The 22167-nt window shown below is 68.9% G+C and carries 10 protein-coding genes; 8 read left to right on the top strand and 2 right to left on the bottom strand.

Annotated elements, in window-relative coordinates:
- Positions 1 to 3: 3 nt before the first annotated feature.
- From AB0H62_RS31440 to AB0H62_RS31420, 5 genes are all read left to right on the top strand, one after another.
- A complete protein-coding gene (locus AB0H62_RS31440) occupies positions 4 to 1218 on the top strand; it encodes an ROK family protein (RefSeq protein ID WP_360590048.1) in 1215 nt (404 codons plus the stop codon).
- A 287-nt stretch (positions 1219 to 1505) separates the two neighbouring features.
- A complete protein-coding gene (locus AB0H62_RS31435; protein WP_220239834.1) occupies positions 1506 to 1703 on the top strand; it encodes a LuxR C-terminal-related transcriptional regulator in 198 nt (65 codons plus the stop codon).
- A gap of 447 nt (positions 1704 to 2150) precedes the next feature.
- Positions 2151 to 5633, top strand: coding sequence for a glycosyl hydrolase (locus AB0H62_RS31430; RefSeq protein ID WP_360590046.1), 3483 nt, complete (start codon positions 2151 to 2153; stop codon positions 5631 to 5633).
- Positions 5634 to 5685: 52 nt separating this feature from the next.
- Positions 5686 to 8463: a family 78 glycoside hydrolase catalytic domain gene (locus AB0H62_RS31425; RefSeq protein ID WP_360590045.1), complete on the top strand. Its 2778-nt coding sequence runs from the start codon at positions 5686 to 5688 to the stop codon at positions 8461 to 8463.
- 78 nt (positions 8464 to 8541) lie between these two features.
- A complete protein-coding gene (locus AB0H62_RS31420; RefSeq protein WP_360590043.1) occupies positions 8542 to 11106 on the top strand; it encodes a glycoside hydrolase family 3 C-terminal domain-containing protein in 2565 nt (854 codons plus the stop codon).
- A 61-nt stretch (positions 11107 to 11167) separates the two neighbouring features.
- Here AB0H62_RS31420 and AB0H62_RS31415 read toward each other — a convergent pair whose 3' ends face one another.
- Together AB0H62_RS31415 and AB0H62_RS31410 are read right to left on the bottom strand one after the other, a co-directional pair.
- On the bottom strand, positions 11168 to 14221 hold the full coding sequence (locus AB0H62_RS31415; RefSeq protein ID WP_360590041.1) for a glycosyl hydrolase: 3054 nt from the start codon (positions 14219 to 14221) through the stop codon (positions 11168 to 11170).
- Positions 14222 to 14314: 93 nt separating this feature from the next.
- Positions 14315 to 16396 carry an alpha-L-rhamnosidase C-terminal domain-containing protein gene (locus AB0H62_RS31410; protein ID WP_360590039.1) on the bottom strand — a complete coding sequence of 694 codons (2082 nt, stop codon included), beginning with the start codon at positions 16394 to 16396 and terminating at the stop codon, positions 14315 to 14317.
- A gap of 426 nt (positions 16397 to 16822) precedes the next feature.
- On the opposite strand from AB0H62_RS31410, the gene AB0H62_RS31405 reads away from it, so the two are divergent.
- The 3 genes from AB0H62_RS31405 to AB0H62_RS31395 all read left to right on the top strand — a co-directional run bounded on the left by AB0H62_RS31405 (position 16823) and on the right by AB0H62_RS31395 (position 22142).
- Positions 16823 to 17857 carry a LacI family DNA-binding transcriptional regulator gene (locus AB0H62_RS31405; RefSeq protein ID WP_360590304.1) on the top strand — a complete coding sequence of 345 codons (1035 nt, stop codon included), beginning with the start codon at positions 16823 to 16825 and terminating at the stop codon, positions 17855 to 17857.
- 161 nt (positions 17858 to 18018) lie between these two features.
- Positions 18019 to 19329, top strand: coding sequence for an MFS transporter (locus AB0H62_RS31400; protein WP_360590037.1), 1311 nt, complete (start codon positions 18019 to 18021; stop codon positions 19327 to 19329).
- Positions 19329 to 22142, top strand: coding sequence for a family 78 glycoside hydrolase catalytic domain (locus AB0H62_RS31395; protein ID WP_360590035.1), 2814 nt, complete (start codon positions 19329 to 19331; stop codon positions 22140 to 22142). Before AB0H62_RS31400 ends, AB0H62_RS31395 begins: the two co-directional genes overlap by 1 nt.
- Positions 22143 to 22167: the final 25 nt, after the last annotated feature.

The following is a 22167-nucleotide window of genomic DNA, read 5'->3' as shown; positions in this document are numbered from 1 at the left end:
GAGGTGACCAACGGACCGTCCCGGGCATCCGGCCCGGCACCGAGCCCGTCGCAGAGGGACCACGTCCTCTACGCGCTGAGCCGCTACGGTCCGATGAGCCGAGCCCGGTTGCGCGAGGTCACCGGGCGTTCGCGGACGTCGGTGTGGGCGGTCGTGAGCGATCTCGTCGCCGACGGCACCGTGGTCGAGGACGTGCCCGATCCGGACGCCCGTGGTTCGCACAGCGGCAGGCCGCCCGGACTCCTGCGGCTCGCCAAGACCGCCGATGCGGTGGTCGGCGTCGATTTCGGCCGGACCCACATCCGAGCCGCGCTGGCCGACCTGTCGGGCCGGATCCTCGCCGAGCAGCAAGTGCTCATGCAGGTCGACGACTTCGCCGCGGAGTCGTTGTCCGCGGCCGCCAAGCTGGTCACCGAGCTGACCGCCGAGGCGGGGATCGACCGGGAGGTGGTCCGGCAGGTGGTCGTCGGGCTGCCCGCCCCGGTCAATCGCGCGACGGGGAGCATCACCCTCGGCCGCGTCCTCAACAACTGGGCGGGCGTGGTCCCGGCGACCGAACTCGAAGAACGCATCGGCATGCCGGTCTGGCTCGAGAACAACGCGAACCTCGGCGCCCTCGCCGAAGCGTGGGAAGGCGTCGCGAGCGGAATCGACGACGTCCTCTACGTGAAGGTGTCCAGCGGCATCGGCGCCGGGCTCGTTCTGAACGGGAAGCTCTACAAGGGCGCCGCCGGGATCGCCGGCGAGATCGGCCACGTCCTGGTCGACGAGGACGGTGCCCTGTGCTGGTGCGGCAGTCGTGGTTGCCTCGACACGCTCGCCTCGGGCCGGCGCATCATCGAGCTGCTGCAGCCGACCCGCAGCGAACCCCTGACTCTCGACGGGGTCGTTCAGCTCGTGCGCGACGGGGAACCGCTGGCCTGCCGGATCGTGTCCGACGCCGGGCGGACACTCGGCCGGGCGATCGCCGACCTGTGCGCGAGCCTCAATCCCGGGGCGGTCGTCCTCGGTGGCCTGGTCAGCGCCGCCGGTGACGTGCTCGTCAACGCCGTCGGGGAAAGCGTGCGGCGGTACGCGCAGCCGGCGATCACCGATGGCCTGCAGCTGTTGCGCTCGTCTTTGGGGACGCGCGCCGAGGTCGTCGGGGCGGTCACGTTCGCGCTGGACTCGACCAGGCGGCGGCTTGCCGACGATCGCGGTTTGTCGGGATTCGACTAGATTGTGCGATGTCTGCCGGGCGGTCGATCGCCGGTCATGTGCCGGTGGTATTGAAACGTCATAAGGCGCATCTGCTTCGCCGGCACGGCCTTGCGCGCGTGATCTTGGCACTCGTTGACGGGGCTCGCGGGCCCATAGTAGCGTCACACCGCCAGGATTGGTGAAACCTTTCAATCCGGAGGTCGCGATGACGCGCCAGGATCCGAGCGGGACGCCTCAGTCGGCGGGCTCAGGCGGACGGGGACCTCGCGCGTTGTCGTCGCGGAGTGGCAGAGGGCGGTGATCCGGTGAACGCCACGCTCGAGCGCGAGGAGCTCGACTTACTTGCACTCTTCGCAGAAGGGCTGCCGCTGGACAGCATCGCTCGCCGGCTGGAGCTGTCCGACCGGACCGTTCGCCGGCGGATGCGCTCGATCTGTGATCGCCTCGGTTTCGCCACTCCCATCCAGGCTGTGGTGTGGGCCGCTCGGCGTGGCCTCGTCTGAACGTGGTCGACACTGCGGCTGACCGAATCCGGACAAGCTCTTGTCTCCCAAGGGAAACCCTCGTAACGTTCCCGTGAGGTAAAACGATTCATAGACGAACTCAGGCTGTACCCCGCCGGCCTCCGAGGAGCTGCTGTGCGCCATAGATCCGGCCTCCACAGGTCGCCTCCCCGTCCCACGGGTTGCTGGGACTGGTCGGCGCTGCCTCGTGTGCGGTACGCCGCACCGCGGCCGGGTTTGTAGGGCGCGGCAGCACCATCGCGACACCCCGATACCGCTTTGCTCAGGCAGGCGGCGGGGTGATGTTTTCGTGCGCCCAGCACGCGGTTTTCGACGCGTACTCGTTGGCGTACAAGCGAAACTCGGAACTTTCGCAGGATTGTCGGCGGCGCTCAGTCAGGTCTAGATTCGCATGAATCGTTTCAGCTCGACGAAACGAGGACAGTGATGTCAACGAGCAGGCGAGGGTTTCTGCGTGGCGCTGCCGTGGTCGCGCTCGGCGCGGCGGGCGCCGCGGCGTTGCCAGGCACCGCGGCGGAGGCGGCCGGAGAGCTGGAAGCCGCGACCGGACTGCGCGCCGCTGAGGCAGGCGGAGTGGAGCCGGCGCGTCTCGCCGTCCCCCGGCTCGCTTCGGCACTGGACGGTTCGGACGTGCTCGGCGGGTTCAGAACGCCGCCCGCGGAAGTCCTGCCCCGGGTGTGGTGGCACTGGATGAACCAGAACATCACCCAGGAGGGCATCAAGGCCGACCTGGAGTGGTTCAAACGCGCCGGGATCGGCGGGATGGTGAACTTCGACGGCGCGGGCCGGGTGCCCGTGGTCGTGCCGAATCCGTTGCCGTACATGTCCGACGGCTGGAAGTCGGCCTTCCGCTACGCGATGCAGCAGGCTGACCGGCTCGGCCTCGAGGCCGACGTCGCTTGCTCACCGGGGTGGTCGGAGACCGGCGGACCCTGGGTGACGGCCGAAGACGCGATGAAGAAGTACGTGTGGACCGAGACCTGGGTCTCGGGCGGGCAGGGCCAGGTGAAGCTGCCACAACCGCCCGCGGTTGCCGGCCAGTTCGGGGATTCCGCGGCGGCCTCGTCCACCCCTACTCCGCTGCCTGCCTTCTACCGGGACGCGCGCGTGTTCGCTTACCGCGTCCCGAACGGAACCCAGAACCAATCGGCTCTCGCGCCGAAGGTCTTCGCCAGTGGGCTGCAGGCCGACCCGAAAGCGGCCCCGACGTCGAATGGCGACCAGGGTGTCCCGCTGGACGTCGCCAAGCTGTCGAACGCTTCGGTCGCCGACGCCCAGTACCTCCCCGCGCCGGGCACGGCCGGAACCTGGGTGCGCTTCGAATACGAGCGCCCGGCCACGGTCACCGGGGTCACGATCGCCGCGGGTGCCGCGTTCAGCGGGTGGAACGACGTCGTGGAATACGGGCCGTCGGCGCAGGTCTACAGCAGCCGCGATGGCCGGCAGTGGACGCTGCTGGCGCAGGGCGTCTACAGCGGGGTGCAGCGCACGCTGTTCGTTCCGCAGACCACGGCGAAGTACTTCAAGGTCGTGTTCGGGCAGAGCTCCACCGCACCGTCGTCGGCTCCGATCGCCCTGTCGAGCTTGATCCTGCGCACCGTCGCGACCGTGCACGAGTTCGAGGTGAAGGCCGGGTTCGGACAGACGGCGAACTACTACCACGTCGCCACCCCTTCGCAGGGTGGCGCAGCGGCGGTCCGACGGTCCGACGTCGTCGACCTCACCGGCCGGATGGCCCCGGACGGGACGCTGAACTGGCGGGCGCCGGCCGGTACGTGGGTGGTGGTTCGCCTCGGGTACAGCCTTACCGGTCACCAGAACGGCCCGGCGTCGACCGCGGCCACCGGTCTGGAGGTCGACAAGCTCGACGCCGGCCGCGTCCGCAAGTACCTCAACACCTACCTTGACATGCTCGCCGACGCGGCCGGCAAGGACCTCTTCGGCCGCCGCGGCCTGACCGGCCTGCTCAACGACAGCTACGAAGCGGGCTACCAGAACTGGACCGAGTCGCTGCTGGACGAGTTCCGCAAGCGCCGCGGTTACGACCCCGCTCCGCACCTGCCGGTGCTCACCGGAGTGCCCGTCGACAGCGCCGCCGACGCCGACAAGTTCCTGTGGGACTGGCGGCGCACGCTCAACGAGCTGCTGGCCCAGAACCACTACCAGGTCATCCCGGCCGAGGCGCACAAGCGCGGCATCCAGCGCACCTACGCCGAGGCGCAGGAGGACAAACGCGGCTGGTTCGGCGACGACATGGAGATGCGGCAGTACGCGGACTTCCCGATGGGCGCGTCGGGGGAGGCGTTCGCGCCGGGGGACCAGTCGTTCGAGACCTACCGGGTCGACACCCGTGGTGCCGCGTCGGTCGCGCATATCTACGGCCGGCCGCACGCGGCGGTCGAGGCCTTCACCTTCACCCCGCAGGGCTTCACCCCGAAGGATCTCAAGCCGCTGGCCGACGAAATGCTCGCCCAGGGCGCGACCCGGTTCATGATCCACACCTCCGTGCACCAGCCGCTCGACCGCGGTCCCGGCGTGACGCTGAACGGCATCGGGTCGTTCTTCACCCGGCTGGAGACCTGGGCCGAGGTGGCGAAGCCGTGGACGACGTACCTCTCGCGGTGCAGTTGGCTGCTGTCGCGGGGCACGCACGTCGCCGACGTCGCGTACTTCTACGGACAGGAAGCCCCCGCGACCGGCGTGTGGGGCCGCAGCTTCCGGCAGACCGACCAGCCGATCGGCTACGACTACGACTTCGTCAACGGCACGGTCATCCTGAACGAGATGTCGGTGCGCGACGGCCGGATCGTCACCCGCTCCGGCCAGGCGTACGCGCTGCTGCAGCTCGGCGGCGATGCCCAGCGGATCACGTTGGCGGTGCTGCGTAAGCTCGCCGGGTTCGTGGATGCCGGCGCGGCGATCGCCGGGCCGAAACCGCTCGGGTCGCCGAGCCTGGCGGACGACGACGCGGAGTTCCAGAAGCTGGCCACGCGTTTGTGGGGCGACGGCGAGCAGCGTGACCGCGTCGTCGGCGCTGGTCGGGTTTTCAGCGGCGTGACGGCGGCCGAGGCGCTCGCCGAGCTCGGGGTCACGCCCGACTGGACGTACCGGCTCGACGCCATGGATCCCTTGACCGCCAATGATCCTCTGTGGCTGACGCATCGCCGTACCGACTCGGCGGACATCTACTTCATCGTCAACCGCCGCAACGTGCGCACCACGATTCCGCTGACGCTGCGGTCCGCGGGCAGTGCGGTGGAAACCTGGGATCCGGTGTCGGGCCAGACGGCCGCCGTTACGTTCGACGCCACCAGCGGCGCCACGCAGCTGACCGTCGACCTCGGACCCGCCGACTCGATCTTCCTTGTCGTCTCGCACGGCAAGCCCGGGTCGAAAACCGTGGCGGTGGCCGCGGATCGGCAGATCGGCGCGGTCGCCGGCGCGTGGCAGGTCGACTTCCCCGCCGATCGCGGCGCGCCCGCCAAGGCGAACTTTGCGTTCCTCCGCTCCTTCGCGCAGGAGAGCGACCCGGGGATCAAGTACTTCTCCGGCACTGCCACGTATTCGACGACGTTCGACGCGCCCGCGGACTGGGCCAAGGTGGGTGGTCGCGTGATCCTCGATCTGGGGGAGGTGCACGACATCGCCCAGGTCGCGATCAACGGTGCCGACGCAGGCATCGCGTGGCGGGCCCCGTACCGGCTCGACATCACCGGTGCGCTTCGCGGCGGCCGGAACACCCTGCAGGTCAAGGTTACCAACAGCTGGTTCAACCGGCTGGTCGGCGACCAGCAGCCCGGAGCCACGCCGGTCGCGTACGTGCAGCCGCCACTGAAGAACATCGCCGCCGGCACCGAGCTCAAGCCGGCGGGCCTGCTGGGGCCGGTCCGGATCGTGAACCGTGCGTAGCGCCGCAGCGCGAGAACCCGTCCGCCCACACTTCCGGCTGAAAGGATTTCCGATGAACCGCCGGCACCCTGTCCTCACGCTCCTCGCCGTCGCGCTGCTGGCCGTGTCCGGGTCGGCAACCGCTGCCGCCGCACCGAGCAGCTCGGCGAAGCCGACCTCACTCAAGACCGAGAACTTCGCCGACCCGATCGGGATCGACGCCGGCAAGCCGCTGCTCAGCTGGCTGCCCGGGAAAGGCTCGGCGGGCCAGGCGGCCTACGAGATCCGCGCAACCCTCGAGTCCCCGTCCCAGCACGGGAAACGCGACCTGTGGGACAGCGGGAAAGTCCGTTCCGCGAGCACCTCGAACATCCCGTATGCGGGCCCGGCCCTGCACTCCCGCGACCACGTGAGCTGGCAGGTCCGCACGTGGGACGCCACGGGGCGGGTCTCGACCTGGAGTGATCCGTCGAGCTGGGAGATGGGGCTGCTGTCCGCCTCCGACTGGTCGGCGCGCTGGATCGAGAACCCGTCGTACGACTACACCCAGCCGGACGGCAAGGAAACTCCGCTGCCCGTCTTCGGCAAGTCGTTCGCCGTGCACGGTGCGGTCAAGCAGGCCCGCCTCTACACGACCGGGCTCGGCATGTACGCCGCGACGATCAACGGCCGGCCGGTCGGCGACGCCGTGCTCGAACCGGGCCAGACCACCTACTCCGCCGAGGTCGACTACCGGACCTACGACCTCACCAGCGCACTCCGGTCGGGCACGAACACCATCGGCATGCAAACCGGCAGCGGCACCTACCAGCGCGTGAAGACGCCCGGGCGGTACTTCTTCGGCGGCACCCTCGAGCAGTACACGGTGTACGGCGAACCGAAGGTCATCGCCCAGCTCGAGATCACCTACCAGGATGGGCACCGGGAGATCGTCTCCAGCGACGGCACCTGGCGGACGGCGCTCGGCGCCACCACCTTCTCCTCGTGGTGGAGCGGCGAAGAGTACGACGCCCGCCGATCGAGCCAGTCACCGACCTCGGCCGCCGCGCTGACCAACGCGGGCTGGCAGCAGGCGAGCCCGGTCACGCTCACGCAAGCCACGACGCCGCGCGACACCACCCCGTTGCGCGCCAACCCGCGCCCGCCGGTCACCGTCGCACAGACCGTGCGGCCGACCAGCATCCGCAAGCTCGCCGACGGCTCGTACATCCTCGACTTCGGGGCCAACCGTTCTGGCTGGCCCAGCGTGTCGGTCTCCGGACGAGCGGGTGACACCGTAACGATGATCCCGGCGGAGAACCTCGCCGCCGACGGCACCTTGGACATCGCCAGCACCGGCGCGAAACCGGGCAGCCAGATCGCCTACCGGTACACGCTTTCCGGACACGGCAAAGAAACGTGGCACCCGCAGTTCACCTATAGCGGCTTCCGTTACCTTCAGGTGAGTGGTCTGCTCACGGCGCCGACCAAGGACACCGTGACCGTGGACGTCATCCACGCGGCGAACCCGAGCGCGAGTGACTTCACCTCGTCCAGCGACCTGCTCAACCAGATCCACACGATCACCGAGCGGGCGATCCAGAGCAACATGATGTCGGTCATGACCGACTGCCCGGACCGCGAGAAGGGCCCGTACACCGGCGACAACCTCCAGAATCTCGACGCCCTGCTCACCGACTACGACATGTCGGCCTACGAGCCCCAGCTCGTGCGCAACATGGCCACCGCGCAGCGGCAGCCGGGTGACGTGTCGCCGGGCTTGATCGCCAACATCGCCCCGGAGTTCCACCGCGTCGCTCCCACCACGCAGACGAAGCCCCAGGGCACCATCGAGTTCCTCGACGAAGTCAACTGGGGCGGTGCCGTCATCCGCATCCCGTGGCAGCTCTACCTCACTTACGGCGACACCCGGACGATGGCGACCTTCTACGACAACATGGTGGCCTGGCTCGACTACGAAGCGAAGAACAAGGCCGCGAACAACGGTGACATCCCCGGGCTCGGGGACTGGTCCGCGACGGACAACACCACGCCGATGCAGCTGGCCATCCTCGCCGGTTACTACACAGCGGCGAGCAACATGGCCGGTGTCGCGCAGGTCCTGGGCAAGACCGCCGACCACACCAAGTACACCGCGTTGGCCGCCCAGCTCGCCACGGAGTTCACCACGCGCTTCCGCCACGTCGACGCGACCGGCGTCTACTACGGCAGCGACAGCGAAGCCTCCAACGCCATGGCCCTCGACGCCGGGTTGGTCGCCCCGGCCGACCGCACCGAGGTGCTCGATCGCCTAGTCGCGTCGGTGCGCAAGGCCGGCAACCACATCACGACCGGTTCGGTCGCCCTCGGACCGCTCTTCCGGGCGCTCGAGGCCGGGAACCGTGACGACGTCATCTACGACATGGTCGTCAACCCGACCTCGCCCGGCTACGGGTACTTGATCGCCAGTGGCCACACCACGCTGTCGGAGAGCCTGGACGGTGGCGGCTCGCAGAACCACCACTTCCTCGGCGCCGTCGACGCGTGGTTCATCCGCGGGCTCGCCGGCATTCAGCAAACGGACGGCTCGGTCGGCTACCGCGACCTCACCATCGCGCCCGCGATCGTCGGTGGCCTGACTCACGCAGAGGGCAGCTACCAGACGCCGTACGGCACGGTGAGCAGTGCCTGGACCAACTCCGCGCACGGGTTCCGGCTCCAGGTGACGGTTCCGCCGGGAGCCACCGCCACCGTGCACGTCCCGGCCGCGGCCGGCAAGAACGTCCAGGCCTCCGGACCGGGTGCCCGCCGCATCGCCGAAGCCGTCTACACCGTCGGTGCCGGTCAGTACACCTTCACCGCCACGAGCTGATCGGCTGTGTCCGATGTGGCCGACCGGCCACATCGGACACAGCTCTCCCTGGAAACCCCACCCCGAAGGAGACAATCGATGGACGTCACCCGTCGTTCGATGTTGAAGTGGTCCGGAGCGGGGGTCGCCGCCGCCGGTGTCGTGGCAGTGACCCCCGCCGGCCTGGCGGCGGCCGATCCCGCGGCCACGCCGCCGGCCGGCTCGCTCGCCACGCCACCGCCCGCGTCGCCTCAGGCTCAGGCGGCTGTGAAGAAGGCCCGGCAGCTCGTGGCGAAGATGACCCTCGACGAGAAGATCGCCTATTGCCACGGAATTCCGGCCACGAAGGGATTCACCGGGCACATCCCCGCCAACGACCGGCTCGGCATCCCGGCCCTGCGGCTGGCCGACGGGCCCAGCGGGGTCGGCAACGGATCCACCGGCGTCACGCAGTGGCCCGACTCCAAAGCCTTGGCCGCCACCTGGAACCCCGCCACCGCGACCGACTACGGAAAGGCCTACGGCGCCGAGCAGGCGGCCAAGGGACACAACATCGCGCTGGCGCCGTGCATCAACATCCTCCGCCTCCCGCACTGGGGGCGCTCGTTCGAGACCTACACCGAAGACCCGTTCCTGAACGGGCAGCTCGCGGCCGCCACCATCCGCGGCATCCAGACCAACCACGTCATCTCGACGGTCAAGCACTTCGCCGCCAACAACCAGGAGATCCTGCGCAACTCGATCGACGTCGTCGTCTCCGCTCGCGCGCTGCAGGAGATCTACTACCCGGGGTTCCGGGCCGCCGTGCAGCAGGGCCAGGTCGGCGCCGTCATGACGTCGTACAACAAGGTCAACGGCACCTGGGCCCACGAGAACCGGATCAACGTCCAGGACGCGATGCGCGACGCCTGGGGCTTCGACGGCATGGTCATGTCGGACTGGGGCGGCACGCACAGCACGCTCCAGACCGCCAAAGCCGGCTCCGACACCGAAATGCCCGGTGGGACCTACCTCGGCGACGCGCTCAAGACAGCCGTGCAGAACGGCAGCGTCAGCGAGGCCCAGCTCGACACCATGGTGACCCAGGTCCTCACGGCGATGGTCCGCGTCGGGCTGTTCGACCACCCGTTGCCGGACCCGGCCACTGTCGTCGACACCGTGGTCTCCACTCCGGCGCACCTCACGCTGGCGCGGCGCATCGGCGTCGAAGGCAGCGTGCTGCTGAAGAACAACGGTGTGCTGCCGCTGGCTCGGCCCCGCGGCATCGCGGTCATCGGCAACGCCGCCGACGCCGGCGCGCAGACCCACGGCGGCGGCTCGGGCAGCGTCAACGCCAACGGCACGGTCGTGACGCCGCTGGCCGGGATCCGCGCGCGGGCCGGGTCCATCCCGGTCACCTACGCGCAGGGCACCCTCGGCATCGCCGCGCTGCCGACCATGCCCGTGGCGGCGTTCGGCTCCGGTCTCAAGGCCACCTACTACGCGGCCACCGACCTGACCGGTGACCCGCTGGGAACCGAGACCGTCTCGGCCCTGAACGTCACCGCGACTCCAGCGGCCGTCGCGGCTCAGACGGACGGCTGGTCCGCGCGGTACACCGGCACCTTCAACGCCGCCGAAGCCGGCGGTTACCGCTTCAGCCTCAGCGTCGGCGGGGTGACCATGCTGAGCATCGACGGCAAGAACGTCCTCACCGCTCTGCCCGGCCGCGAGGCCGTCCAGAACGGCCTGGTCACCTTGACCGCGGGCAACCACACCCTCGAGGTCACCTACGTGTCGGCCGCGCCCGCCGGGGGCCGCGCGCCGCGCACGTCGCTGGTGCTCGGCTTCCAGGCCGGCTATGACAAGCTCCACCAGGCGGCGGCCGACGCCGCCCGCGCTGCCGACGTGGCGGTGGTGGTCCTCGCCGACCTGACCAGCGAGGGCATGGACCGCTCGACACTCGCTCTGCCCGCCGACCAGAACGAGCTGGTGGCCGCGGTCGCGAAGGCCAACCCGAACACGGTGGTCGTGCTCAACACCTCCGGCGCGGTCCTGATGCCGTGGCTGGGCAGCGTCAAGGGTGTCATCGCCAACTGGTACGCCGGCCAGGAGCAGGGCAACGCGCTGGCCGCCATGCTGTTCGGCGACGAAGAGCCGGGTGGCCGCCTGCCCGAGACGTTCCCCGCCTCCGATCAGCAGGGGCCCGCCAAGACCACCGTCGAGTTCCCCGGCGACGGTGTCCAGGTGTACTACGACGAAGGCCTGGCGATCGGCTACCGCTGGTACCAGCACTCCGGCGAGAAGCCCCTGTTCCCCTTCGGCTTCGGCCTGTCCTACACCACCTTCCGTCTGGGCAACCTGCGTCTTTCCCGCACAGGGGGCGGACTCCAGGCCCAGGCGACGATCACCAACACCGGCCGGCGGGCCGGTTCGGAGGTCGTCCAGCTCTACGTCGCGGCACCCGACGCGGCACAAGAGCCGGCGCAGCAGCTCAAGGCGTTCGCCAAGGTGACCCTGAAGCCGGGCCAGAGCACGACCCTGACGCTCGACGTCCCGCGCGACGAACTCGCGGTCTGGCTCAGCCCGAGCACGGGGTGGACCGTCGTTCCGGGCAATTACACCGTCGGTGTAGGCACCTCGTCGGCTGACCTCCCGTTGCGCGGTCACATCACGGTGTCCTGACCGTCCGAGCAGACAGAAGCGGCGCCGAGGAACTTCCTCGGCGCCGCTTCTGTTTCGTGGACTACTTGCCGCTGTACACGACGTAATCCTGGTACGGCGTGAGCGTCACCGGCCCGCGAAGCCCATAAGGCTGGCTCGCTGTCGACTTCTTGTTGTACTTCGACACTGCGTTGCGCAGCGTCGTGTGCACCGCGATCTGGACGGTGTTGGTGCCGGGGTGCAGCCAGCGGGTGATGTCCCACTGGCGGCCGTCCGTGATCTGCGTGCCGACCAGCTGGCCGTTGACCGTGATGTCGGCGGTTCCGTCGACGTGGCCGAGGTTCAGCTGCACACCTTCGGCGGCGTTGGCGTGCCAACCGTCGGGCAGGATGGTGTTGGCGGTGTAGGTGCCCACGCCGGACTCGCCGTTCAGCTGGGTGATGTCGCGCCAGTCCTTCATCTTGAACTGCTGGAACTGCGAATCACCGAGCCCGCTGGGAATCGACACCGTCGCGCTGCCCGTCGGCGTCACCGTCTTCACGGTCAGCCCCCACGGGCTCCACTGGTCGATGGTGGAGGGTCGGCTGGACGGGATGCCAGACAGCGGCTTGTCATCGTCCGTGCGCACCACGGCGTTGACGTCGGTCTTGCGGCCGTTGGACAGCTGGAACGTCTGCCCGCCGGATTCGGTCGCCCGGAACACGATCTTCCCGTTGCTCACGAGGAAGTTCCCGTCCTCGGGCTGGCTTCCGGTGACGTGGACGGCCGGCTTGGCGTTCGTGTTGATCGCTACGACCTCGGCTTGACCGCCCTGCAGGGTCACCGGAACGCTGGTGCGTCCGTTGCCGGTGGCGTACTGGGCGATCGGCGAGATCGAGCCGTCCCAAAGGTTCATCTCCGCCGGCACACCCTGGACGCCGAACGACGGGGTGAACGTGACCGGGTGGTCGGACGGGTTGTAGAGGTAGACGTACGCGCCACCCTTGACCTCGCGCCACTGGGAGAGGATCTGGGTGCCGCCCGACGAGACCCGCGGAACGAGGCTGAGCCGCTTCAGCGCGCTGGCGATGTCGTTCTGGGTCGCCACCTTCGTTGCCGACGGCAGCTTCAGCGTCGCGGCGACGTTGTTCTTGATTTCCGCATCGCCCTTGGCGCCGCCGGCGTACGTGGTGTCGTGGTCGGGAAGCGAGCCCACGAACACGACGCGGACGCCCGCCTTCGCGGCCCGCAGCACGGCGGCCGAGGCATCGTGCGTGATCGACCGCTGATCGATCACCAGCGCTCGGTAGCCGCTGGTGCCGCCGAACAGTTCACCGTGGTCCGGCCGGGCATCCTGGGCCAGGCCCTGGGGGTCGAGGTACTCGACGGAGTAGCCCTGTTCTTCGAGCCGCTGGGCGTCGAACGGAGACTGGTGTCCGCGCGGGGAGAGGAAGGAATCGCTGTAGACCGCGACGTCGGTCTTCGCGGTGCCCGTCTCGAGAACGCTGGTGCCGCGCGCGAAGTAGCTGTTCAGCGCCGACCAGCTCGACCACTGCGGGAAGTTCTTGTCGTTCCAGCTATCGGTGACCGACTCGTTGAAGCGCGTCGTACCAGGCCACGCGGCGTCGGGCGCCTGGAGGGCGAAGCCGTGGATGAACGGCTGTGACACACCCGCGGCCCACTCCTTGCCCATCAGGTCGCGGTAGTCGTCGAGGTTCATGCTGTACGCCGGTTTGAAGAACGCACCGAGCTCCACGCTCAGCAGGTCACCGCCTCCCTGGTGCACGCCGGACGCGATCGTCTGCTGGAACGCGAGGGAGTTCCGCCAGGCGGGGTCGTCGGGCGAGATTGGCAGGTTCTCTCCGGCGTCGAGGGACTCCGTCTCCGACCTTCCCCCGAAGCTCTGCAACGAGCGGAAGCTGCGGATCGGTTCGAGGTCCTGCAGATACGCGGCCTGGGCCTTGTACTGCATGCCGTACTGCTTCGCCCAGTCCTGGAACACCTCGAGGTGATCGGCGATGTACAGGTCGGTGAGCGTCTCGTAGTAGTCGTGGCGGACCTTGCTCGCCGAGCCGTCGGTGAGGGAGAAGTCCGGTGTCGGCTCCTTGGGCGGGACGGGGAAGTCCGACTCGCCCTGCACGAACATCAGCGGGAGGTACTTGGCCATGTCGTAGCCGCGGCGCCCGCGGAACTCGCTTTCCATCTTCGGGGTCCAGAAGATGGAGGTGGCGTGCAGTTCGAGCGAGTCTTCGAAAAGGTCGGCGCCGGATTTCTTCAGCTTCGGCGCGTTGTCCTTGCCGATCTGGATCTGATCGAGGTCCTGCGTGGCCTTGCGTGAGGCGTCGGCGTCGAAGGGGTTGGTGTAGTTGCCCTTGTTCTCACGCGACCAGAACGCGAACAGCTCCCAGTCGCCCGCGGCGGGGGCTTTCCACGTGAGGGCACCGTTTTTCACCTGGGCGGTGAGGTCGGTCAGGGACTCGGGATTCAGCACCGTCGACTTCGCCGGCGGCTGGCCGGGTGTGGTGACGTCGGGCCCGGCGGACACGACGCGGGCCGCGGTGACCGCGACCAGCTGTGCGGGCTGGGTTTGCTGGGTGGCGTCGATCGCGGGAGGCACCGGCCCGGAGAAGCTCTGTCCGCCGGTGACGTGAGCTCGGCCGTACTGCAGTTCCTGCGACGCGAACCCACTGCCCACGCCGGTGCCGGGGGTCTGCACCGGCCATGCGGCGCCCATCGTCATCGACACCTTGATGCCGAGCTGCGTTGCTTTGTCCAGCACGTGACCGAGGATCGTGCGCTGCTCGTCGGTGGCCCAAGCGCCGGAGGAGAACGCGATTTCGACTTCGCCGAATCCGGCGTCGGCGATTACTTGCAGCTCGCGCAGGGCTTCGGTGTCGTCGAGCGGCTTCTGCCACCACCAGCGCATCGCCGGCTTGAACCGCGTGTCCGGGTGAGCGAACTGGGCGGTGGAGAGGCCGCCCGCCAGAGGCTGCAGGCCGTCGGTTCCTTGCGTCAGCTCAGTGGCCACCTGTGCGGCACTGCGCAGGTCCGACTGGGCGGTTCCGGTGGGCGCGAGAGCGACCAGCGCGGCAGCGGTCACCGCCGAGACGCAGATGGTCAGCAACGGCGACGTTCTTTTCGGTGGTTTTGCGAACACTTCACACCTCCATTGGTGCAGTGGTTTCGGCGTGGAGCGGGCCGTTGCGGAGATCGCACTCCACAACGGCCCGCTCGGATCGAGAAGGATCGATCAGCGCTGTGTCACCGTGATCTGGTATGTGCCACCAGGAACGGTCAGGACCACGGAGCCGTCGGACGTCTTCGCCCGGGAGCCGAGTTCCTTGGCAGCGCGGCCGTTGACGGTGATCACCGAATTACGGCCGACCGGAACCGTGATGGTCCCGGTGGTGTGCGCGGGAGTCTGCGCGGTGAGCGTGAACCGGCCGGACTTCGGATCGGAGGTCCACTCGGTCTTGATGGTTCCGTAGGCGGTCGGCACGGCGCCGCTCGCCCAGCGGACCGTCCCGGGGCGCGGGGCGATGCTCCAGGACTGGTAGCCGGCACTCACGGCAGTCACACCGAGGAGCTGCTCGGTCAGCTGCACGGACGGCGACGCGGCCCACCCGTGCGCGAGGCTGGCCGTCGCGCGGTTGACGCCACCGGCACTGTTCTTGAACTCCCAGAACGCACCGGTGTAGAGGGGGTTCTTCTTGTCGATCATCGGACCCCACGTGCGCCGCATGAGATCCAGCGCGCCGGCGGTGTCACCGGCGGCGAACCGGCCGGCCGTTTCCATCCCGTTGGCGAACGGCTCGATGGTGTGCCCGGTCGGGTCCTGAAGCCCGGGGCCCATGATCGCGCCGTACGGCGTCCACAGTGTCTTCATGGCCGCGAGGACACCGGCTTCCTTTCCTGCCGGGACGAAGCCGTATTGCAGCGCCAGTGCGTTGGCGTCTTCGACGAGGACGTCGGGCTTGCTGCCGCTCTGGCCGTACGCGCCCAGCGTCGAGTTCCACAGCTTGCCCATGACCGCGGTCTTGATGGCGTCCGCCTTCGCGTCATCGGCGTCTGCGAGGGCGGCGGAGCCGGCAGAGCGTTCGAGCCACGCCATCTCCTTGAGGAGGATGTAGTAGTCGATGCTGTACTTGGTGACTTCGCCGGTCTGGCTTGCCTGCCAGTAGTCGCGGTCGTTGGAGACCACGAGGTTGTCGGCCGTGAGGAACGTGTCGTTGTAGGCGAGTTCCTTGCGCAGCGCGGGAAGCGCCGCGGTGATGTAGGCCTTGTCCCCGGTGTAGCGGAAGTAGTCAATGAACGCGCGAGCCCCGTACCCGGAGTAGTTGTTCGAGTAGAACAGGGGCGAACCCGCGGGCGAGGTGCGCTTCGAGAAGTCCGGTGACCCGGGGAACGCACCGTCCGCGCGCTGGGTGGCCAGCAACGTGTCGAGCGACGATTTCACGTACGGCGCCCCTGCGTTGCCGAGACTGGTCAGCAGGGTGGGGATCTGCACGAGCAGGTCGCCGGTCCAGACGCTGCGGTCGCGCTTGGCGCCGTCGTAGATGCGGGCGTCGGGAAGGCTGTTGAGCCCGGGCGCCTTCATGTTCATCTGCAGCGTGTACGCGCCGGAGTACCACATGCGGTTCAGCTGGTCGTCGCTGGAGAGGAACCAACCCTGGTAATCCGCCGGCGTCGCGCGGAACGCCTGGAAGTTCACGCCGAGGGAGGAGAGGCTGACGCTGCCGGGGGAGGAGACGGTGAGCAGGGCGAACCTGAAGCCGCCGTGGAATCCGCCCGTGAGCCGTCCCGCTCCGGTGGGCTGGAAGGTGTCCGGACCGCCGACGCCGGCGAGGCCGCGGGACTCGTCGGAGCTCGGCGCCCCCGGTGAGGTGGAGACGGCGGTGCCCGTGGCGAGATCCGACGGCAGCGCGGGTTTGACGGTCACGGTCCGGGCCGTGCTGTCGAAGGCCGTGATGGTGCGGGTGACGGGTTTGCCGCCGGCCGTGGTGAAGGTGATCGTGTTGCCGACCTCGAGGTTCGCTGCTGAGGCCAGGGTGACCTGGGTGGCCCCATCGGCCGCAGCCGTGGACACCGTCGTCGCGGCGGGCGTGCGGATGTACTGCCGGGCCTCGGACGTGACCAGGGTCAGGGTGGGGGAGCCGGTGACCTTCGTGAGATCGAGATAGGGCGTCCCGCCGACTTCCTTGCCGAAGTCGAGCAGGATGGACGCCGGCGCGCCGCCTGCCTTGGTGGTGAGCGTCGTCGCCGGGCCGTGCGCCTTCAGCAGGGACTGCGGGTGGGTGACGTCGCCGCGGCCTTCGGCCTGGACCGGGTGCACGTCAGGCGTCGATGGGCCGAGAACGTAGGACTTCCAAGCGGACGTGTTCAGACTCGGTGCGCCGTCGGTGTGGAAGCCGGTCGCAGACGCCTGACCAGGGGTGGTGACGAGCGCGGGGGTGACGGCGGCGAGGACTCCGACGGTGGCCCATCGGCAAAGCAACGACGTTCTCGATCGAGTGAATCGTTTCAATTCGACTGCCTCTTTCTCCCCGTTGAGTGGAGGGATCGGTGGGGACGGTACGAACGAGCCGCGCCCTGGTGCGGGCGGACAGGGGAAATCTTGAGGACCGTCCGGATGAGGAGCAAGGATTTGTCCGGATCCGGACGCAAGCTCGGTCCGGCCGACCTGGTGTGGGGCGAGCCGGCATCACCCGCACCTGCACTAACATGGACTTGAAGGTCGTGAGGGGAGAGGAACAGTCGGCTGAACAGGATCACCATTCGGGACGTCGCGGAGCTGGCGAGGGTGTCCCCGGCCTCGGTCTCGAACTACTTCCACCGGCCGCGGAAGCTCTCCGAGAGCACGCGGCAGCGGATCCGACAGGCGGTCGACACGCTCGGCTTCGTACCCAACGACGCCGCGCGTACCCTGCGGACCGGCGTCAGCCCGGTCATCGGTTACATCGCGTTCGAGCTCGCCGGCGCCACCACCCCGGAGATCGCCGCCGCCATCGAGCGGCGGGTGTCGGCCGAGGGCATGTACATGCTGATGGCCAACGACACCGGGTCCGAGCAGCGCGAACGCAGCTACCTGCAGCTGTTCGCCAAGCAGCAGGTGAGTGGCGTGATCATCGCCCCCGTGGGCAACGTGGAGGCCGAACTGTCCCGCATGCGCGCCATCGGCATCGCGAGCGTGCTCAGCGCACGCAGGGCAGAATCCCCGGCTCAGGCGTCGGTTTCGATCGACCACGTCGCCGGCGGCCGGCTGGCTGCCGCGCACCTGATCGAGCAGGGACGCAAGCGCATCGGCTTCGTCTCCTCGTCACTCGAGCTCAAGCAGGTGGCCGACCGGCTCAACGGCGCGCTGTCCGCCGTCCATGCGGCGCCCGGCGTCACGCTCGAGGTGATTCCGGTGCCGGAGCGCTCGGTCGAAGCCGGGATCGCCTGTGCGGAGGCGCTCGTGAGACGCCCGGCCACGGAACGCCCCGACGCGTTGTTCTGCGCCAATGACCTGCTGGCCATCGGCGTCGTGCAGGCCTTCGTCGGGGCGAACGTCGTCCGTGTGCCGGCCGACATCGCCGTGGTCGGGTACGACGACATCGAATTCGCTCGGTCCACGATCGTGCCGCTGACCACGATCAGCACTCCGCAAGCGGAGCTGGGGACCGCCGTGGCGGACTTGCTCTTCTCTGAGATCGACGCGTTGAACTCGGCCGGCAACGCGCCCGGCGGGCTACCCCGGCCGCAGATCGAGTTCTCCCCTGAGCTGGTCGTGCGGGCGTCCACCGTCCCGCAGTGATGTCCGCCTTCGGGCAGTCCAGCCATCGCGTTATTGAATCGTTTTACCTCATCGTGCTCTCCTGCCTTGACGGTACCCAGAGGTCATGTGGTGTGATGCCTCCCGCGCCGAGGTAAAACGTATTACCAACAGCGTGCTGCTTCGACGAAGAAGGAGATCTCATGGCCGAGAACAGCGCCGCAGGAACCGCCGTGCTGCAAAGCAGACACTGGATGCTCGCGGTCGCCGCGGGAATGGCGTCGCTCCTGGACTCCGGGGCGATCATCTCGGTGGGTTTGGGCCTGGCGCTGTGGAAGAAGGCGTTCGATCTCGACGTGTGGACGGTCGGGGTGCTCGGGTCCGCGTTGACGCTGTTCATCGCCGTCGGCTCGCTGACCGGTGGGCGCCTGGCCGACCTCGTGGGCCGCGGCCGGATGTTCTCGCTGACGATCCTGCTGTACGCGGCCGCGGCGGTGACCGTGGCGCTGGCGCCCAGCGCGCCTGTGCTCGTGACAGGCGTGATCGTGCTGGGCATGGCCGCTGGTGCCGACCTGCCGACCTCGCTCGCCGTGCTCTCCGAGCGGGCTCCCGAAGGAACGCAGGGCCGTCTCGTCGCCTTCACCCACGTGATGTGGACGATCGGCGTCGTGATCGCGACGCTGCTGGGCTTCGCCGTGTCCGGCCTGGGTGTGCCCGGCATCAGCCTGATCTTCGGCATCCTCGCCGTGCTGGCAGTGGCCACGTTCGTGTTCCGCTCGTTCTACCCGCCCTTCCGCCGGCTCGAGCAGGAGGCGCAGGTCCGGTACACCACCGCTGGCGTGGACCCCGACAAGGCCTTGCCGCTCGGAGCCTTGCTGCGCAACCGGACTTCGCTCCTGCTGATCGCGCTGACCGCGCTCTTCTACCTGTTCTTCACGTTGGTGGCCAACACCTTCGGGTCGTTCAAGACCTACTTCCTCGTCACCGTCGGCGGTACGACCCAGACCGTCGCGACGGGACTGTCGTTCGGCACCACCCTGGTCGGCCTCGTTGGCACGATCGTGTTCACCCGCATCGCGGACACGAAGTGGCGCAGCCGGTTCTTCGCCACGGGCGTGGTGGTCTTCATCGCCTGCCAGCTCCTGATCGCCGTCACCGGCGGCGTCGTGCTGCCGGCGATGATCGCTGCGTTGGTGCTGTACAACGTCTCGTTTCCCTTTGTGGGGGAGGCGCTCTACAAGATCTGGACCCAGGAGTCGTTCCCGGTCAACGCCCGCGCGACGGTGCAGGGCTTCACGATCGCGATCGCCCGATTCATCGCTGCGGCGTTCGCGCTCGTCACGCCCGCGCTGATCGCGTGGAGCCCGGCCGGCCTGTACTACCTGCTCGCTGTCTTCGCGCTGGTGTCCGGCCTCGTCGGAACGCTCATCATCCGCCGCCTGCGCACCGGGTCCGGCCCAGCGCCGGCTTCGCCGTCCAAGACCAATGCCCTCACCGCCAAGGAGGCTCTTTGATGACGAGTGACGCTCCCGTCACTGTCAACGCTCCCCGCATCGGCTCGTCCGCCGAACCGTTCGTGGCGACCGCGTCCCCGCGGCTGTCGTGGACGGTGATGGCTGGCGCGGGCAACTGGGTCCAGGCGAGCGCGGAGGTCGAGCTCGCTCTCGGCGGCGCCCGCACCACGGCGACGATCGAGGGCGACGAATCGGTCTTCGTCGCGTGGCCGTTCACGCCGTTGCACCCGCGCGAGACCGCCGGTGTCCGAGTGCGGGTGCGGGGAACCGACGGGTCGGTGTCGCCGTGGAGCGCACCGACCGAGGTGACAGCGGGGTTTCTCGGCTCCTCCGAGTGGCGTGGCCAGTTCGTCGGGTCCGGTTCGGACGAACCACACCTGCTGCGAACGAGGTTCGAGGTGCGTGGCCCGGTCCGGCGGGCCTTCCTCTACGCGACAGCCTTCGGCGCCTACGACGTCCGCCTCAACGGCACCGTCGTGGACGAGGCGGTGTTGAAGCCGGGGTGGACGAGCTACCAATGGCGGCTGCTGTTCGACGTCACCGACGTGACCGCCCACCTGCGGCAGGGGAGCAACACCGTCGGAATCGAACTGGCCGGTGGCTGGTACACCGAGGCGTTCGGGTTCCGCGATCGTGCCCGGCGGTTCTACGAAGGCAGCCCCGCGGCGGCGGCTCAGCTGGTGATCGAGTACGAAGACGGCACTACCGACACGGTGATCACCGACGAGGACTGGCGGTGGTCGTTCGGCCCCGTTGTTTCGGCGGGCATCTATCAGGGCGAAACCTACGATGCGCGGCTATGCGAGCCGGGTTGGGCGAGTTCCGCAGCGGAAGGCGACGACGCCTGGAGCCCGGTGGCTCTCGTCGCGGTCCCGCACGTGCGGCCGGAACCCCGGACGAGCCCGCCGGTGCGCGTGATCGAACGACGCGACGTGGTGCAGGTCATCACCACCCCGGCTGGGAACACCGTTCTGGACTTCGGCCAGAACCTCGTCGGATGGGTGCGGCTCACCGTTTCCGGACCTCGCGGGCACACCATCACCCTGCGCCACGCGGAAGTGCTCGAGCACGGTGAACTCGGTACGCGGCCGCTCCGCAACGCCGCCGCCACCGACCGCTACACCCTCCGGGGCGACGGCGAGGAGACGTGGGAGCCAAAGTGGACGTTCCACGGGTTCCGGTACGTCGAGATCCACGACTGGCCGGGCGAGTTCTCGCCGTCCGCGATCTCAGCCGCAGTCGTTCACACGGACATGCGGCGCACCGGCGGCTTCTCGACCTCGCACCGCCTGCTGAACCGGCTCCACGAGAATGTCGTGTGGGGGATGCGCGGCAACTTCCTCTCGATCCCGACCGACTGCCCCCAGCGCGACGAGCGGCTCGGGTGGACCGGAGACATCCAGGTCTTCGCACCGACAGCGTCGTTCCTCTTCGACTGCAACGCGTTCCTGCAGTCCTGGCTGGAGGACGTGTGCCTGGAGCAGAAGGCGGCCGACGGCGTGGTCCCGATGGTGGTTCCCGCGGTGATCCCCCAGGTGCCGGGTCAGCTGGAGCCGGTTGCCGCGTGGGGTGACGCGATCACCGTGGTGCCGACCGTCCTCAGTGAACGTTTCGGCGACCACGGTGCGCTGTCTGATTCCTTCGACGCCATGAAGTCCTGGGTGGACACGGTCACCGCGCGCACCGGAGGAAGTCCCTTGTGGGAGAGCGGAGTCCAGTTCGGCGACTGGCTCGACCCGGACGCCCCACCGGACCAGCCTGGCCGCGCCAAGACGGACCCCGGACTGGTCGCCACGGCCTACTACTTCCGGTCCGCCGATCTCACCTCGAAGGCCGCCGCGGTGCTGGGCCGGGTCGAGGACGCAGGCCGCTACGGCGAACTGGCCTCGCGCATCGGCGAGGCGTTCCGCGCCACCTACACCACGGCCGTGGGGCGCATGATGTCCGACGCGCCGACCGCCTACGCCGTCGCGATCGTGTTTGGTCTCGTCGAGGGCGAGCAGAAAGCCGCGATGGGAGAGCGGCTGCGCCACCTCGTGCGGGCGTACGGCTACCACGTCGCGACCGGGTTCGTGGGCACCCCGATCATCTGCGACGCGCTGACCGCGACCGGCCACGTGGACACCGCGGCGCGCCTGCTCGCTCAGACGGAGAGCCCGTCCTGGCTCTACCCCGTCACGATGGGCGCCACCACCATCTGGGAGCGATGGGACTCGATGCTGGAGGACGGCTCGATCAACCCGGGCCAGATGACGTCCTTCAACCACTACGCGCTCGGCGCCGTCGCGGATTGGCTGCACCGCGTTGTCGCCGGCTTGGCACCGCTGGCGCCCGGATACCGGCGCATCCGCATTGCGCCAACGCTGCTCGATTTCCTGGACGACGCGTCGGCCTGGCACGAGACGCCATACGGGCGCGCGTCTTCGGCCTGGCGACGGGACGGCGAGCTGGTGCGGTTCGACATCGAGGTGCCCGCCAACGCCCGCGCGGTCGTCCGGCTGCCCTCCGGCGCCGAACACGAGGTCGGCAGCGGCACCTACACCTGGACCGAGCGGCACCCCCGGCCCAGGCGGACCCGCACCGAGCTCGGCCTCGACAGCGATCTGGCCACCATCGTCGACGACGTCGAGGCGTACCAGGCGGTGCTGGGGGCGATCAGCGCGATCGATCCCGCCCGAGCCGCCGCGTTCCGGCGCGCCACGAGGTGGACACCGGGGCGTTCGCTGCGCGATCCGCTCAGCCACACCCCGCTCGACGTGGTGGACGCCATCGAGAAGGCGCTTGCGGCGCTCCCGGTCGGCGAGCTGACGTGACATCGGGGTTCGGTGGCTGGTCCGT

The sequence above is a fragment of the Amycolatopsis sp. NPDC050768 genome (genome assembly GCF_040654155.1).
Taxonomy (GTDB): domain Bacteria; phylum Actinomycetota; class Actinomycetes; order Mycobacteriales; family Pseudonocardiaceae; genus Amycolatopsis.
The sequence above is the reverse complement of the archived record's forward strand: the minus strand, read 5'-3'. Positions and strand labels throughout refer to the sequence as shown.